Genomic DNA, 15,844 nt, shown 5'->3' with positions numbered 1-15,844 from the left:
CCATGGGTGTCGTCATCCTCCTCGTCATGGCCGCCGGCGTCGGCCTGATGCTCACCCGCAGGCTCCCCACCGCCTTCGCGCTGGTGCTGCTCGCCGTCGTCATCGCCTTTCTCGCCGGGGCACCGCTCACCGGTGAGAACAGCGTGCTGGACACGGTTCTCCAGGAGGGCGCGCCGACCCTGGCCGCCACCATGATCGCGATCATTCTGGGCTCCTGGCTGGGCAGACTCCTCGACGAGACCGGTATCGCGGGCACGCTCGTCCGCAAGATCGTCGAGTTCGGCGGTGACCGTCCGACCGCGGTGGCCCTCGGCGTCCTCGCCGTGTCCGCGCTCGTCGGTACGGTGACCGGCTCGGCGCCCGCCGCCATGCTCGCCGGCATCATCGGCATCCCCGCGATGGTCGCGGTCGGTGTGCCCAAGGTGACGGCGGCGGGCACGGTGCTGATGGGTATCGCCGTGGGCGTCCCCTTCGAGCTGCCGTTGTGGCAGTTCTTCTCCACCGCGCTGGACCTGCCCGTCCCGACCGTGCGCGACTTCATGGTGAAGCTGTTCCCCTTCGCGCTGGTCGCCGCCGTCGCGTTCGTCCTCGTCGAGACGCACCGGCGGGGCACCGAGCACGCCTGGTCGCTCAAGTCCGTTGCCCCACGGCCTCGTTCACGTCGCGAGGAGCTCGGCGACGCCCCCTGGTACGCGCTGCTCGCCCCGGCAGTCCCGCTCGTCCTGGCCCTGGGGTTCGAACTGGCCATCGTCCCCTCGCTGTTGGCGGGCGTGCTGTACACGCTGGTCACCACGACCCGGCCCCGCGAGATGAACAAGCGGCTGCTGCGCACCCTTTACGGCGGCTTCGAGGTCGCCGCACCGCCGCTCGTCCTGTTCGTCGCCATCGGCATACTGCTCACCGCCGTGAAGCTGCCCGGCGCCGTGGACGCGCTGGAACCGCTCGTCAGGGCCGTCAGTCCGCAGAACCCCGTGGTGTTCGTCGTCGTCTTCACCCTCCTCGTCCCCCTGTGCCTCTACCGCGGCCCCCTCAACGTGTTCGGACTCGGTGCGGGCATCGCCGGTGTCCTCATCGCCACCGGCATCTACCCCGCGGCCGTCGTCCTCGGCATGGCCACCTCGTACAACCAGGTCTTCGGCGTCGCCGACCCCACCAGCACCCAGACCGTGTGGAGCGCCCAGTACGCGGGCGTCACTCCCCAACAGGTCATGGTGCGCACCCTGCCGTACGTCTGGGCGGTCGCGCTCGGCGGCCTGTGCGTCACGGCCGTCGCCCACCTCTGACCCTACGGACACCACTGACCCGACGGACATCCCCGAACCCGATCGACACCTCTCCCCCGCCAGACACCTCACAACCCGACAAACCCCACAGACCCGACAGACTCGCTGTCAATGGAGCCCCCCATGCACGAGCACCACCTCGACCGGCGCCTCTTCCTGCGCGCCGGCGCCGCCACCGGAGCCGCCCTCACCGTCGGGACGGCCGTGGGAGCACAGCCCGCGACCGCCGCACCCGGCGGTTTCCCCAACTACACATACGTAGGAACGCTGCTGACGGCATCTCAGCTCAAGTACAACCCCACCGACGAGATCATCTTTCCCTGCATCAGGGGCGTCTACGACAAGCTGAGCAACCCCCTCGGGCGGTACTACCTCTACTACGCGCCGCACGACCCGCCCGGCGGAATCTGCCTGGCCTACGGCGACTCGCTGGAGGGTCCGTTCACGGAGTACCCGTCGAACCCGATCGTCTCCAACCAGTGGTCGCCGCACTACTCCGTCAGCCATGTCTCGTCGCCCCACGTGCTGTGGAACGCGGACGCCAAGGAGCTCTGGCTGTACTTCCACGGGGAGAACACCACGACCCGCCTGGCCCGCTCGTCCGACGGGATCCACTTCACTTACGACAAGGTCGTGCTGTCGACGTCGATGCTGCCGGCGGGCACCACGGAGACGTCGTACGCCCGGGTCTTCCGCCACGACCTGCCCTCGCGCGGCGCCCGCTACGTGATGGTCTTCATGACCAACAACACCACCAACCACCGTGACATCCACTGGGGTTGGTCCGCCGACGCCCGCACCTGGATCTTCGACCAGGAGCCGCTGATCCGGCACAGCGATGTCGGCGCCGTCAACGTCGGCGGTGCGCACCTTCTCCACCGCGACAACAGCACCTACGTCGTCTACAACAAGGACAAGTCGAGCGGCGGCGACATCATGATCACCGAGGTCGGCAACGACTTCAGTAAGCGCACCCATCTCGGTGTCTTCTACAACTCCCGCAGCGGGTCTCCCGAGGACGGGCGCGCAGCGGCGCCTTCCTTCGGAACCGACGGCGGCGTCCCGTACATGATCTACGAGGCCGGAGAGCGGCTCTCGGGATCCATCGCCGTGGCCCGGGGCTGACCCGGCGTCGCGTCGACTCCCGCCGAACTGCCGTCCGCAGCCGATGTGTCGCTGTTTCACGGTTGTGCGACAGCGGTGTCCCGATGGACAGACGGACGTGACCCCGGAGCCCCATGGCTCCTCTCACCCAACGCAAGATCCGGAAGCTGGCGGAAACGCCGCCGGTCTTCCATTCCCCCCTTGGAAGGAACCACCCCTGATGAACCGCCACCTGCGCAAGGCCGTTTTCGCCACCGCCGCGATCACCGCCGGGCTGCTGATGACGGCGTGCCAGAGCGGCACCGCCGACGACTCGTCCGACAAGAGCGCAGCGGACAAGCCGTCGGCCTCCCAGACCTCGAAGAGCGTCGGCTCCGACGCCAGTTCCACTCCCGGTTCCGACTCCAGCCCCGCTCAGGACTCCGGCTCCGGCTCTGGCTCTGGCTCTGGCTCCAACACCGGCTCCACCCCCGCTCCCGGCTCCGACACCGACTCCAGCCCCGTTCAGGACTCCGACACCGACACCCGCGACACCGCTGTCGAGGGCATCAACAACGGCAAGGGCGTCAGCGGCACCTGGTTCGGCAATGTCTCCTATGTGGCGCCGGGCAAGTACTCCGTCTCCGACTCGAAGGGCACCGAGCAGCAGTTCTTCGTCGCCGAGGACACCAAGATCATCGGCTACGACGACATCTGCGAGGCCGTGAACACCGGACCGGGCGGCGAGGGCGGCGTCGAGTGCACCGAGGCCCAGCTGGAGAAGGCTGCCAAGAAGGGCGTCAGCGCCAAGGTGGTCATCAGCAACGGCATCGCGACCACCATCACCGACGACCACTGAGCCACACCGCACAGCGATTCACGGTGGGCCGGGCCACGCGAGGCCCCGGCCCACCGGACGAGTCGGCGGCCGGGTGAGGGCGCGCCGCGGGGATCGGGCGCGTCCGTTTCGTTCAAGACCGGCCATCGGCACAGCGCCTAACGTGGCCCTATGACCTCACGACCGACCACGAGCCCGACCAGACGTCCCACCCCCCGGTTCGACGCCATCGGCATCGTCACCGCCGACCTCGCCGCCTCCGTCGCGTTCTACCGCCGACTGGGACTCGATTTCCCCGAGGGTGCCGAGAAGCAGCCGCATACCGAGGCTGAACTCCCGGGCGGGCTGCGGCTGTTGCTCGACCCCGAGGAGACCGTCCGTTCCTTCCACCCCGGGTGGCGGCCACCCAGCGGCGGCAGCCGGATCGCGCTGGCGATGCTGTGCGGCTCGGCCGCCGAAGTGGACTCCCTGCACGAGGAGTTGGTCGGCGCCGGATACCGGAGCGAACTGAAGCCCTGGGACGCCGTGTGGGGACAGCGCTACGCGTCTGTGCTCGACCCCGACGGCAACGGCGTCGACCTGTTCGCACCGCTGCCCCCGGCCTCTTCCTCTGCCTCCGCCTCAGTCGCCCCAGCCGCCGAGTAGCTTCCGGAGCGGCAGTCCCGTCAACTCCCTTACGTCCCGGGCGAGGTGGGCCTGGTCGGCGTACCCCGCGAGAGTCGCCGTCTCCGCGAAGGGGACTCCCTTCCGGGCCAGCGCCAGTGCCCGCTGGAGGCGGAGGATACGGGCCAGCGTCTTGGGGCCGTACCCGAAGGCGGTCAGGGAACGGCGGTGCAACTGGCGTGCACTGAGGCCCAGTTCGTCGGCCGTACGTCCCACCGGGCGCCCCCCTCGCAGGGCCTCGACCAGGCCGGTCAGCAGCGGGTCGGGCGGGGGCGTCCGAGCCGCCCTGCGCAGAGCCAGCTCTTCGAGTGCCGCCGCACGGTCGGGCGCCGCATCGACGCGTGCCCTCAGACGCCTCACCTCGACGGCTCCCCACAGGTCGGTCAACTCGACGCGCCGGTCCCGGAGTTCGTGCGCGGGTACGCCCAGCAGGGCCGGTGCCGTGCCGGGGTGGAAGCGGACGCCCACCCAGAGCGCGGGGGCGCCTTCGGGGACGTACGGGCCGGTGTCGGGCCCGGCGACCAGCAGCCGGCCCTCGCTCCACAGCAGGTCCATGCAGCCGTCGGGCAGTACGGGCCGCGCGACGCCGGACCGGGCCGGGGATTTCGTCCACACCGTCGCGCCCGGCAGCCGGGAGGCCCGTTCCTCGTACACACCCAAAAGACTACGCCGGCCGGCGGTCACGGCCTGGGCGGCCGTCCCCCGCGGCCCGGGACGCCCCCGGCATGGCTGCCGCACGTCTGCCGGAACCGCACGTCCGCCGTGCTCGTCTTGTGCGCTGACTGTGTGCGAGCCAGGAATGCGGGGGAACGTCGTGATGCGGAACGTGACGAAGGCAGGTCTCACGGTGATGGCCGTGGCGGCCGTACTCGGGGCCTCTGCCTGCGGCGGGGACGCCGGCGCGGTGGCCGGAACCGGCGGGACACTCCCCGCGCACGACAAGGCGCCCGCGTCGTCCGGCGTCGTGGGCATGTCGTCCGGGGCCGTGCGAAGCCTGGCGGCTCCGCTCACTACCCGGCATGTGCCGTGGAACCTGGACATTCTCGACCAGCGGTCGCGGCCCCTGAACGGAAAGCTCACCACCACCGCCACGGGCAAGGGCGTTCACGTCTACGTGATCGACACGGGGATGGACATCGCCCACACGGAGTTCGGCGGACGCGCCCACCTGGGCGCCGACTTCGTGGGCGCTCGGGACTCCGGCGACTGTTTCAGCGAGGACGGGGTCGGCCACGGCACGTTCGTCGCGGGCGTCATCGGCGGGGCGAAGTACGGGGTGGCGCCCAAGGCGCAACTCGTCCGGGTCCAGGGCATCCTGTGCGAGAGCTCGGGCGGCGGCTCCCCCGCCGCTGCGGAGGCCGCGCTGGTGAAGGCGGTCAAGTGGGTCACCGCGCACGCGCAGAAGCCCGCCGTGGTGAACATGTCGCTCAACCTCGACCACCGGTCGGCGGCCCTGGAGTCCGCCGTGAAGAAGATGGTCGACGCGGGGATCCCGACGGTGGTGTCGGCCGGCAACTTCCATGACGACGCCTGCAAGCACTCCCCGGCCGGTGTCCCCGGCACGATCGTCGTGGCGGCCTCCACGACGAACGACCGCCCGTGGAGCGACGGGGGCTCCTACGGTTCGGGGTACGGACGGTGCGTGGACCTGTACGCCCCCGGCCAGAAGGTGACCGCGGCCCTCGCCGGCGGCGGTACGGCCACGGAGGACGGCGGCGCCACGTCCTGGGCCGCGCCGCACGCGACCGGCGTGATCGCCCTGTACCTGTCGGCCCACCCCCACGCCACGGCCGCCCAGGTCCACACCTGGCTGGACCACACGGCCACCCGCGGCGTCCTGCACGGCGTACGCTCCGACACTCCCAACCGGCTGCTCAACACCGGGGGCCTCTGACCTGGCCCGATCGCACCTGCGATGGTCTGCGCTTCAACGAGGCAAAAGGACCATCCTGCCCTCGATCACCCTTAGACGTGCTCGTGATCTCGCCGAAGCGCGTCACTTGCATGCCCTTGCGGGGTACTGGAAACAGGAGCCCAGCTCGTACTCGTAGGCCCCTAGGAGGACGCTCATACGGTCGCCGGGGACGGGCTCGGGCAGGTCGGCATCAGTGCTCCGTGAGCCGGTCGTCGTCCAGTGGCAACGTGACCGTCAGCCGGTCGGGGTCCACCTGGATCCACTCGGCTCCCCCGCCGGTGGGCGGGCGCAGGAGGTACGTACCTCCGCAGACGTCTGTGACGATGCCTGTGCGGTACGTGTCCTCGTCCCGGACCTCGTCGCCCACCCACGCCATGCCGTTCTTCACTGCTCGACCTCGCTCTTCATCTCTGCCCAGACGGTTTTGCCCAGCGGTGGAGATCTGTGCCCCAGCGGTCCGACAGTGCCTCGACCAGGACGAGCCCACGACCCCTGATCTGGTCGCCGCCGGAGTCCGTTCGCATGAGTGAACGGCTCCCGACCCCCGAGCGGCAGGAAATATCGGCCCGGTGTGCATCCGCCCCAACCGGAAATTCTGGGCCATAGACCCACTGACGGGGGATCAATCTCTACCGTGCGTACGTGGAGGAGAACGAGTACCTCAAGAGCGCGATGCGGGAGCGCGGGAATGGAAGCCGAGCAGCGCCTGCGCGACCGCGAGGGTGATCAGCTCGGCATCGGCCAGCTGCGGCGGCCTACCCATCCAACGGCCGGCTTCCAGCTCATCAAAGCAGCGCCAACCTGATACGGCTGGGGCGGATTCAATGCCTGACCAGCCACAAGACCCGGTCCCACGACAGCAGGTGGTACACGACCAGCACACCGGCGAGCATCAGGGCGAGAGTGCGGGATCCCGCCGCGTACAACGCCGCCGCACCGCCGAAGAACACAGCCAGCTCCAGCAGGAACCGCAGCGGACCAGGTGTCGCAATCACCGTCCCCCCGGACCGGGATGCATCGTCTGGGGTGGCGAAGACCCCCCACAGCACGGCCACGATCAGGGGAACGGCAACCACGCAGACATACCGCAGGAAACCAGGCACGACAGCCCATGCCCAGAGCCCGAAGCACACCAGAGCCACCAGCTCCAACACGAACCTCACACCGAGAGACAACGGGTGAAAGCCATACCCGGACGACATACGCGCAGTTCCCTCCGCCGTAGTCCCTCAAGGATCACAGACCACCGCACGGGAAGTTCAAGAACCACCAGATCAGACATAGGACTTATTCATCTAGGTCAGGACCAGCCAGCGGCGGCCGTCGATGAGCTCTCGTGCCGCATCGAGGTGGCCGGCGTGGCACGCAGTCTCGGTGATGACGTGCAGCAGGACGTCGCGCAGGGTGTGCAGGTGCGGTTCACCGAACAGGTCGTGGGGCCACCAGGCCAGGGCGGCGTCAATAGGGGTGGTGGTGATGAGAGCGTCGGCGAACTCCGCTTCCTGCCGGTATCGGTCGAGCACGTCGCCGGCCAGCACTTCCGGGGCCACGTTCCAAGCTTCGTCGCCGCTCGTCAGGCCATGAATGATCTCCTCGTCGCCGCCGACGACTGCGCGGAACCAGAACCGCTCAACGTCCAGCGCGAGGTGCTGGACCAGCCCCAGGCAGTGCCATCCGGACGGCAACACGGGCCGTCGCAGAGCCTCCGCGTCGAGTTCGTCGAGAATGCCGAGGACGTGGCGTCTTTGCCCGTCCAAGGCCCTGAGAAGTGCTCCGACTTCGCTACCTGGAGCCATTTCGCTCGTGCTTTCGGTCACGGCCATCCAAGATCCCCCGATTCCTGCGGCCAGGCAAGGCGTTCTCTGACATCCGGGGACCACAGTCGCAGGACCGCTTCCCGGACCGGTTCGTGCGGAACACGGCCAACCAGCACCAGACACGAACAGCGACAGCGGCCCGGTGTCCGTCACTTCTGGGGCGGCAGGCCCTCTTCCGGCTTGGGGCTGCTCTTCGCGTGGGTCCGCAGCCGGGACGTCACGTCCTCCGGGGGCAGGAAGCGCGACCAGCGTTCCGGGAACTCGGAGGGCATGTCGCAGTCGTCGGGGTCGTCGTCGGCGTCCTCGTGGGGCTCGTGGGAGTGGACGACGGCCATCCGGGCGATGTACTCGGCGGCCTCCTCCTCACGGATCCGTTCGTTGGCCGCGCGGGCGGCGGCGGTGGCGGCGGCCGGCCAGACGCGGTCGATGGCCGCGTTGACGGCGGCCCCGACCAGCACCGCGAACGCGGACACCCCGACCCACAGGAGTACGGCGACGGCCGCGGCGAGCGAACCGTAGATCGTCGCGCCCTCGATCGTCTTGGTCAGGTAGATACGCAGCAGGAAGCTGCCGAACACCCACATCGCGAGGGCCATCAGCGCGCCCGGGACGTCCTCGATCCACGGTGAGCGCACCGGGACCGACACATGGAACAGCGTCGTCAGGAAGGCGATGGACAGCAGGATCACCACGGGCCAGTACAGGACCTGTACGAGCGTCTCCGACCACGGCAGGACCTTGAGCACGGCGTCCGGCCCCGCCACCATCAGCGGCAGGGCGACGGAGCCGATCAGCAGCGCCACGACGAACAGCACGAAGGCGACGAGCCGCGTCTTGACGATGCCCCGGACGCCGTCGAGGCCGTACATGACGGTGATGGTGTCGATGAAGACGTTCACCGCGCGCGAGCCGGACCAGAGGGCGAAGAGGAACCCTATGGAGATGACGTCGGGCCGGCCGCCCTTCATCACGTCGTTCAGGATCGGCCGGGCGATCTCGGCGACGCCCTTGTCGGACAGGACCGTACGGGACGCCTCCAGGAGATTGGTCTCCAGGCTGGTGATGGTGTCGGTGCCGGTCCAGTCGTCGACGTAGCCGAGCAGCCCGATGAGGCTCAGCAGCAGGGGTGGCACGGACAGCAGCGTGAAGAACGCCGCTTCCGCCGCCAGACCCAGGATCCGGTACTCGACGCACGAGTTGACGGTGTCCTTCAGCAACAGCCATGCGGTCCTGCGCTTGGAGACGTTCCGGTAGAGGACGCGCGCGCGGTGGAGTCGGCCGCTGGGGCTCTCGGGAAGTTCACTTGCTGCCTGCACGCCCTAACGGTATCGGGCGGGCACCACCCCTCTCACCCTCCGGTGCCCCGGTCACGGCGCAGCGCCCGTGGGGCGCTCCCTTCCCTCCGTTCCCGTGACGCAGCAGAAAACGATGAGAAACCCAGCGGAAACCGGGCGGAACGATACGGCAGATAAATCGAATACTATTTCTGTCATGCTCTTGGCGGCCATTTTCCGGCGCCCATAAACGGAATACCGCCCGGCAATTACACCCGCCTTACGGAAAGCTCCCTGGTGAGACCGGCGAACGCTTAATCGCTATCTGTACGAAAAGTCGTGACTCTGTAACAGGAAAGCGACATTACGCCGAGCGACCTTGACCCCCTCATAACCGGGTCGAAACAATTCGGATTGCATTCGCCGGGTCCACACCCGCTCAAGCCGAAATCCACGTGATCCGCAGGAAAACCCGCACGCCAACGTGCGGATCGACGACTTGCCGCACATCGTTCCTCATATCGCGTCAGCTGTCACTCCCGTCCCCAGCCGCATCACGGACGCACCACGGGCGCACAGCTGACGCGAAATCCATCGCGCCAATTTACGGAGCGACCCATGCCTTTACCGAGGTTTGCCTCGCGATCCCGGCCCTCCCAGTCGAACCGCTTTTCCGCCGGAGGCCCGGCGGTTGTCACGCGGGAAAACGCAGCAGTGGCGCCACGCATCGCCGGAGTGGACGTGGCCCGCGGCCTCGCCCTGCTCGGGATGTTCTCCGTGCACGTCTTCGGTGCGTTCGAGCCGGACGCTTCACCGACGGTGGCCTGGCAGTTGGCGGGCGGCCGGTCCTCGGCGACCTTCGCGCTGGTGGCCGGGGTCGGCCTGGCCTTCACCACCGGCGGCCGTACGCCCCGGGTCGGCCGCGGCTCACTCGCCGCCGTCACCGCCCGGGCGCTGACCGTCGGTCTGATCGGGCTGCTGCTGGGCTACGCCGCCAACGCGGGCGACCTCGGCGTCGACGTCATCCTCGTCTTCTACGCCCTGCTGTTCCTGCTCACCCTGCCCCTGCTGACCCTGCGGGCAAGGACGTTGGGCTGTGTGGCCCTCGCCCTGGGCGTGCTCGCGCCGTTCCTCGTCCACGTTCTGCGGGGCGTGCTGCCCGAACCCGCCTTCGACGGTGATCCGACGCTCCAGGACGTGGTCACCGACCCGGCAGGCCTCCTCGGCGACCTCCTCGTCCACGGCCCCTATCCGGTCCTGGCCTGGACGGCGTACCTCTGCGCCGGCCTCGCCATCGGCCGCCTCGACCTCTTCGACCGACGCACCGCGACCCGGCTGCTGTCCGCCGGAGCGGCACTCGCCGCCGCTTCCTGGCTGGCCTGCTCCTGGTGGCTCTTCCACTGGGGCGGCCTGGAACGGCTGCGCCGGACCGAGTTCCCGGACGCGACCGGGCCGCACGCCCGTGACCAGGTCCTGTGGGACACCCCGGACGGCGAGACCTGGTGGTCGATGATCTCCCGCGCCCCGCACTCCACCTCGCCGTTCGACCTGCTCCACACCCTCGGCGCGGCCACGGCCGTGCTCGCGGTGGCGCTGCTGCTGACCCGGGTCACCTGGGTGCGGCGCGCGCTGCTCCCGCTGGCGGCTGCCGGAAGCATGCCGCTGACCCTCTACAGCGCCCACGTCCTGTTCCTCGCCACCGGCACGCTGAACGGCTCTCCCGGGATCCAGTACGCCGTGCTGGTCGCGGGCTCGCTGCTCTTCGCGGTCGCGTGGCGGCTCACCAGGGGCCGGGGACCCCTGGAGGTCCTGGTCGCGGGGGCCGCCCGGAAGGCCCGGGCGTGGGAACGCGGAAGGCGGACCCCGGGGAGCCCGCCCGATCTGCCGGCCCACCGATCCGAACCAGCTCAACCGTCTCAGCCATCTCAACCAGCCGCACCAGCCGCACCAGCCGCACCAGCCGCACCAGCCGCACGAAGCGAAAGCCAGGACCAGCACCGCTAGGGAGCCCCTTTCGGGGGGAGAGTGAGGGGAAAAGTGGGGGGAAATCCGATCGAGTTGGCGGTCGTACCGCCGACCGATCCGACCAGGGACACGTCCGGCGCCGGGGGCGCCACCGAGCGGATCCTCGCCGAGGTGCTCGCGGGTGTCATGAAGAGCGACCATGTCCCGCTGGACAGCCACTTCTTCGACGATCTCGGCGCCAACTCACTGGTCATGGCGCACTTCTGCGCCCGGGTCAGGAAGCGCGACGATCTGCCGTCGGTGTCGATGAAGGACGTGTACGGCCATCCGACGATCCGGAGTCTCGCGGCGGCTCTCACCGACGCCCCCGCCGAGGCGCCCGTCGCGCCGCCGGCCGAGGCCCCGGTGCCCGGCAGTACCTCGCGCTATGTGCTGTGCGGGGCCGCGCAGTTGCTCATCTTCGCCGCCTACTGCTTCCTCGCCGGGCTCGTCACGGTCGAGGGCTACCAGTGGATCAGCGCCGGTTCGGGGGCCGCCCACGTCTATCTTCGGTCGGTGGTGTTCGGCGGCGCCGTGTTCGTCGGGATGTGCGTGCTGCCGGTGGTCGCCAAGTGGGTGCTGGTCGGCCGGTGGCAGGTGACCGAGTTCCCCGTCTGGGGGCTCGCCTATCTGCGCTTCTGGACGGTCAGGGCGCTGCTGAGCGCCAACCCGATGCGCCTGTTCACCGGGAACCCGCTCTACGTGCTCTACCTGCGGGCGCTCGGGGCGCGGATCGGCAAGGGCGTGACGATCCTCTCGCCGGCCCTCCCGGTCTGCACCGACCTGCTCACGGTCGGCGCGAACACGGTCATCCGCAAGGACTCCTACTTCCTCTGCTACCGGGTCGTCGCCGGACGCGTCCGGACCGGCCCGGTGACTCTCGGCAGGAACGTCCACATCGGTGAGAAGACCGTCCTCGACATCGGCACGTCGATGGGCGACGGGTCCCAACTCGGCCACGCGTCCGCGCTGTTCGAGGGCCAGACGGTGCCCGCGGGTCTGCGTGGGCACGGCTCGCCCGCGCAGCCCACGGACGTGGACTACGTACGGATCCCCGAGGCCCGCTGCTCCACCCTGCGACGGGCCGCCTACGGCCTCGCGAGTCTCCTCCAGCTTCTGCTGGTGTACGTACCGTTGACGGCCGGGGGCGGGTTCCTGCTGCTCGACCTGGCCCCCCGCCTCAAGTCACTGGTCGACCCGGACCTGGCCGGCATGACCTCCGTCCGCTTCTACGCCGAAGCCGTGGGCCTGTCCCTGGCGCTCTTCGGCGTCGTGATCGTCGTCGGAGCCGTGGCCGTGTCCCTGGTTCCCCGGCTGCTGAACCTGGTGATCCGGCCGGGCCAGGTCTATCCGCTGTACGGCCCGCACTACTCGGCGCAGCGGGCCGTGGCGCGGCTGACCAACCTCAAGTTCTTCAAGTGGCTGTGCGGCGACAGCTCGTACATCGTCCACTATCTGCGGGCCATCGGTTACGACCTCTCGCACGTCGAGCAGACCGGCTCCAACTTCGGTACGGAGGTGGGGCACGAGAACCCGTTCCTGGTCTCCGTGGGCAGCGGCACGATGGTCGCCGACGGGCTGTCGGTCCTCAACACCGACTACTCCGCCACGTCCTTCCGCGTCTCGCGCGCGTCGATCGGAGCGCACAGCTTCCTCGGCAACCACATCGCGTACCCCGCCGGTGGCCGCACCGGGGAGAACGTGCTCCTGGCGACCAAGGTGCTCGTGCCGCTCGACGGCGAACTCCGCGAGAACGTCGGCCTGTTGGGCTCACCGGCCTTCGAGATTCCGCGGTCGGTGGAGCGCGACAGCAGCTTCGACCATCTACGGGAGGGCGACGAGTTCCACCGCAGGCTCGCCGCGAAGAACCGCTACAACCTGCGCTCGATGTGCCTGTTCCTGTTCGTCCGCTGGCTGCACTCCTTCCTCCTGACGGTGCTCGGCTTCGCCGCCCTCGCCGTGCCGGGCACGCGCGGCGTCGCGGCCGGCGCACTGGTCGGCGCCTCCCTGGTCCTCGGGCTCGTGCTCACCGCCGGGTACTACGTGCTGGTCGAGCGGCTCATCACTCGTTTCCGGCGTCTGGTGCCGCGGCTGGTGTCCATCTACGACCCGCACTTCTGGTGGCAGGAACGGCTGTGGAAGGTGCCCGTCGACTTCCTGGTTGTGTTCAACGGGACGCCGTTCAAGAACCTGCTGTGGCGGCTGATGGGCGTCCGCATCGGACGCCGGGTCTTCGACGACGGCGCCATCATCACCGAGCGCACGCTCACCACGATCGGCGACGACTGCACGCTCGGCGCCCACAGCAAGATCCAGGCCCACTCGCAGGAGGACGGCACCTACAAGTCCGACCACATCGTCCTCGGCGCGGGCGTCACGCTCGGCACCGGCGCGCTCGTCCACTACGGCGTGACGATGGGCGACGGCTCCCAACTCGCCCCGGACTCCTTCCTGATGAAGGGCGAGGACGTGCCGTGCCTGGCCCGCTGGGGCGGCAACCCGGCGGTGGCCCTGCGCAGCGACCAGATCGCACCCGGCACGGACGACGCACACATCGCACACACCGCACGCATCGCACAGACAGCAACGGGGGCAGTCCTGTGAACACCATTCCACGCTGGATCTCCGACCGGGCGGCGGGCGCGCCCGAGCAGGCGCGGTACGCGTCGTACGAAGTCCCGCTCGACGCCGGTCTGTTGAGGTCGGCCTCGTTCGAGTCCGCGCTGCTCGCCGCGCACGCCAAGGTCCTGGCCCTGCTCTCCGGCGAGCGGGAGGTCACCACCGGGTACGTGGCGGTGAAGGGCGAACGGCCCGTGCCCCGCCGGATGGTGGTCGACCCCGGCTCCTGGCGGGAGCTGCTGGCACTCACGGACCTCGCCGACGAGGCGAACGCGCCGACCGAGGCGAACACCGCGTCGTACGAGACCGTGCTCGACCCGCACAGCGGTGAACCCAGCGAACCCCGCGAACCCGCAGTCGACGGCGCCGTGCTGCACCTGAGTGTCGGTGAGCGCACCCTGCGGCTGCGGCACCGTACCGACGTCCTCGATGCCGGCGCCGCCGCCCGGATCGCCGGCTACCACCTCGCCGCGCTCTCCCTGATGACCGCCGAACCGGACGCCGACCACCAACGGCAGAGTCTGCTGTCGGAAGACGAACTCGCCTTCCAGCTCGACGGGTTGGCGGGACCGGACCGTGAACTCCCGGACCACCGGGTGCACGAGCTGTTCGAGGAGCGGGTACGGAAGCACCCGGACGCGGTCGCGGCCGTGCTGGGCGGGACGGAGTGGACCTACCGGCAGCTCAACTCCCGGGCGAACCAGCTCGGTCGGGCGCTGCTGGCCCGGGGGCTGACCCGTGAGGGTGTCGTCGCCGTGGTCACCGAGCGCAACCTCGACTGGATGGCGGCTGTGCTCGGGGTGCTCAAGGCGGGCGGGGTCTATCTGCCGGTGGAGCCGCACTTCCCGGCCGAGCGCATCGCCGCCACCCTCACCCGCGCCGAGTGCGCATTCGTCGTCACCGAACACGGCAGCACCACCACTCTTGACGCCACGGGCACGGACGTACCGAGGCTGTACGTCGACGAGATCGGGGCGGAGGGGCACGCGGACGACGACCTCGGGGTGAGGGTCGACGCGGATCAACTGGCCTACATCTACTTCACCTCCGGGTCGACCGGTGAGCCCAAGGGCGCGATGTGCGAGCACGCGGGCTTCGTCAACCACGTCCTCGCCAAGCTGGAGGATCTCGGCGTCGGTGAGGGGCAGTTGGTCGCGCAGACCGCTCCCCAGTGCTTCGACATCTCCCTGTGGCAGCTGGTGTCCGCGCTGCTCGTCGGCGGCCGGACCCTGCTGGTCGCACAGGACGTGATCCTCGACGTGCCCCGGTTCGTGGACACCGTCGTGGACGGCGGGGTGAACGTCCTCCAGATCGTGCCGTCGTATCTCGAAGCCGTACTGGCCGAGTTGGAGCAGCGGCCTCGGCAACTCCCCGACCTGCACTGTGTGTCGGTCACCGGGGAAGCGGTGAAGCGGGAGCTGGTGCAGCGCTGGTTCGCCGCCCAGCCCGGCATCAAGGTCGCCAACGCCTATGGCCTGACCGAGACTTCGGACGACACCAACCACGAGGTGATGGACCGGGTGCCGGACGGGCCCCGCGTCCCGCTCGGCCGGCCCGTGCGCAACGTACGCGTGTACGTCGTCGACGAACACCTCGCGCCCGTGCCGCTCGGGGCGCCCGGGGAGATCGTGTTCTCCGGGGTGTGTGTCGGGCGCGGGTATGTGAACGACCCCGAGCGCACGGCGGCGGCATTCACCGTGGATCCGTACCGGCCCGGTGAGCGGCTCTACCGCAGCGGTGACCACGGGCGCTGGCTGCCCGACGGCAGGCTGGAGTTCCTCGGCCGCCGCGACACCCAGGTCAAGCTGCGGGGCTTCCGGATCGAGATCGGCGAGATCGAGAACGCGCTGCTGCGGGTCCCCGGAGTCCGGGACGGCGCCGTGGTGGTCGTGCGGGGCGCGCGGCTGGCGGCGTTCTGCACCGGCAGCGAACTCACCTCCGTCCAGGCGCGGTTGGCCGAGTCGCTGCCCGCGTACATGGTCCCGGCGGCCGTGCACTGGCGGGAGCGGCTGCCGCTCACCGCCAACGGCAAGACGGACCGCAGGACGCTCACCGTTCTCGCGGAGGAACTCGCCTCCGCCGAGGACGGTGCCGGGGACTGCGTGCGCGGGCCGGAAACCGCAGGTGAGAGGCGTCTGGCCGCCGCCTGGGCCGAGGCGCTCGGCGTGCCGGCGGACCGGGTCGGCCGGCTGGACCACTTCTTCGACCGCGGCGGCACCTCGCTGTCGGCCGTCCGGCTCGCGATCGCCCTGAACCGGGCGATCACCCTCAAGGACGTCGTCCGCCATCCGGTCCTCGCGGACCTGGCCGCGCTGCTGGACACACCGGCCGCGACCGCCTGACGACGA

Annotated in this window: 13 protein-coding genes; 8 read left to right on the top strand and 5 right to left on the bottom strand. The window is 69.6% G+C overall.

Going from position 1 to position 15,844, the window contains the following annotated elements; all coding sequences use genetic code 11:
- Positions 1-2: 2 nt before the first annotated feature.
- The 4 genes from OG241_RS42935 to OG241_RS42920 all read left to right on the top strand — a co-directional run bounded on the left by OG241_RS42935 (position 3) and on the right by OG241_RS42920 (position 3,849).
- The gene (locus OG241_RS42935) at positions 3-1,283 is read left to right on the top strand and encodes a transporter (protein WP_405823528.1); all 1,281 of its coding nucleotides are present in this window, start codon (positions 3-5) and stop codon (positions 1,281-1,283) included.
- 123 nt (positions 1,284-1,406) lie between these two features.
- Positions 1,407-2,408, top strand: a complete 1,002-nt coding sequence (locus tag OG241_RS42930; protein WP_405823527.1) for a hypothetical protein — start codon at positions 1,407-1,409, stop codon at positions 2,406-2,408.
- A gap of 199 nt (positions 2,409-2,607) precedes the next feature.
- A complete protein-coding gene (locus OG241_RS42925; protein WP_405823525.1) occupies positions 2,608-3,225 on the top strand; it encodes a hypothetical protein in 618 nt (205 codons plus the stop codon).
- A gap of 150 nt (positions 3,226-3,375) precedes the next feature.
- Positions 3,376-3,849, top strand: coding sequence for a VOC family protein (locus OG241_RS42920; RefSeq protein ID WP_405823523.1), 474 nt, complete (start codon positions 3,376-3,378; stop codon positions 3,847-3,849).
- Here OG241_RS42920 and OG241_RS42915 read toward each other — a convergent pair.
- Complete coding sequence (locus tag OG241_RS42915; RefSeq protein ID WP_405823521.1) at positions 3,826-4,521, bottom strand: helix-turn-helix domain-containing protein; 696 nt, start codon at positions 4,519-4,521, stop codon at positions 3,826-3,828. The genes OG241_RS42920 and OG241_RS42915 overlap by 24 nt on opposite strands.
- Positions 4,522-4,684: 163 nt before the next feature.
- Here OG241_RS42915 and OG241_RS42910 point away from each other — a divergent pair, with 163 nt between their 5' ends.
- On the top strand, positions 4,685-5,761 hold the full coding sequence (locus OG241_RS42910) for a S8 family peptidase (RefSeq protein WP_405823519.1): 1,077 nt from the start codon (positions 4,685-4,687) through the stop codon (positions 5,759-5,761).
- 211 nt (positions 5,762-5,972) lie between these two features.
- Here the strand turns inward: OG241_RS42910 and OG241_RS42905 are convergent, their stop codons facing one another.
- The 4 genes from OG241_RS42905 to OG241_RS42890 form a co-directional block, all read right to left on the bottom strand.
- The gene (locus OG241_RS42905) at positions 5,973-6,170 is read right to left on the bottom strand and encodes a hypothetical protein (RefSeq protein ID WP_405823518.1); all 198 of its coding nucleotides are present in this window, start codon (positions 6,168-6,170) and stop codon (positions 5,973-5,975) included.
- A gap of 433 nt (positions 6,171-6,603) precedes the next feature.
- Positions 6,604-6,945 carry a YrdB family protein gene (locus OG241_RS42900; protein ID WP_405823516.1) on the bottom strand — a complete coding sequence of 114 codons (342 nt, stop codon included), beginning with the start codon at positions 6,943-6,945 and terminating at the stop codon, positions 6,604-6,606.
- 132 nt (positions 6,946-7,077) lie between these two features.
- Complete coding sequence (locus tag OG241_RS42895; RefSeq protein WP_405823514.1) at positions 7,078-7,605, bottom strand: DinB family protein; 528 nt, start codon at positions 7,603-7,605, stop codon at positions 7,078-7,080.
- A 143-nt stretch (positions 7,606-7,748) separates the two neighbouring features.
- Positions 7,749-8,915 carry a YihY/virulence factor BrkB family protein gene (locus OG241_RS42890; protein ID WP_405823512.1) on the bottom strand — a complete coding sequence of 389 codons (1,167 nt, stop codon included), beginning with the start codon at positions 8,913-8,915 and terminating at the stop codon, positions 7,749-7,751.
- A gap of 672 nt (positions 8,916-9,587) precedes the next feature.
- Here OG241_RS42890 and OG241_RS42885 point away from each other — a divergent pair.
- From OG241_RS42885 to OG241_RS42875, 3 genes are all read left to right on the top strand, one after another.
- Positions 9,588-10,877, top strand: a complete 1,290-nt coding sequence (locus tag OG241_RS42885) for a heparan-alpha-glucosaminide N-acetyltransferase domain-containing protein (protein ID WP_405823511.1) — start codon at positions 9,588-9,590, stop codon at positions 10,875-10,877.
- 147 nt (positions 10,878-11,024) lie between these two features.
- Positions 11,025-13,481: a Pls/PosA family non-ribosomal peptide synthetase gene (locus tag OG241_RS42880; protein WP_405826741.1), complete on the top strand. Its 2,457-nt coding sequence runs from the start codon at positions 11,025-11,027 to the stop codon at positions 13,479-13,481.
- Positions 13,478-15,838, top strand: a complete 2,361-nt coding sequence (locus OG241_RS42875) for a non-ribosomal peptide synthetase (protein ID WP_405823509.1) — start codon at positions 13,478-13,480, stop codon at positions 15,836-15,838. Before OG241_RS42880 ends, OG241_RS42875 begins: the two co-directional genes overlap by 4 nt.
- Positions 15,839-15,844: the final 6 nt, after the last annotated feature.

The sequence above is a fragment of the Streptomyces sp. NBC_01390 genome (assembly GCF_045040105.1).
Taxonomy (GTDB): Bacteria; Actinomycetota; Actinomycetes; order Streptomycetales; family Streptomycetaceae; genus Streptomyces.
This window is presented reverse-complemented; position numbering and strand designations above follow the sequence as displayed.

Coding starts and splice junctions, on each gene's coding strand:
- OG241_RS42935 (WP_405823528.1), top strand. CDS start 3: ATGGGTGTCGTCATCCTCCTCGTCATGGCCGCCGGCGTCGGCCTGATG.
- OG241_RS42930 (WP_405823527.1), top strand. CDS start 1,407: ATGCACGAGCACCACCTCGACCGGCGCCTCTTCCTGCGCGCCGGCGCC.
- OG241_RS42925 (WP_405823525.1), top strand. CDS start 2,608: ATGAACCGCCACCTGCGCAAGGCCGTTTTCGCCACCGCCGCGATCACC.
- OG241_RS42920 (WP_405823523.1), top strand. CDS start 3,376: ATGACCTCACGACCGACCACGAGCCCGACCAGACGTCCCACCCCCCGG.
- OG241_RS42910 (WP_405823519.1), top strand. CDS start 4,685: ATGCGGAACGTGACGAAGGCAGGTCTCACGGTGATGGCCGTGGCGGCC.
- OG241_RS42895 (WP_405823514.1), bottom strand. CDS start 7,605: ATGGCCGTGACCGAAAGCACGAGCGAAATGGCTCCAGGTAGCGAAGTC.
- OG241_RS42880 (WP_405826741.1), top strand. CDS start 11,025: ATGAAGAGCGACCATGTCCCGCTGGACAGCCACTTCTTCGACGATCTC.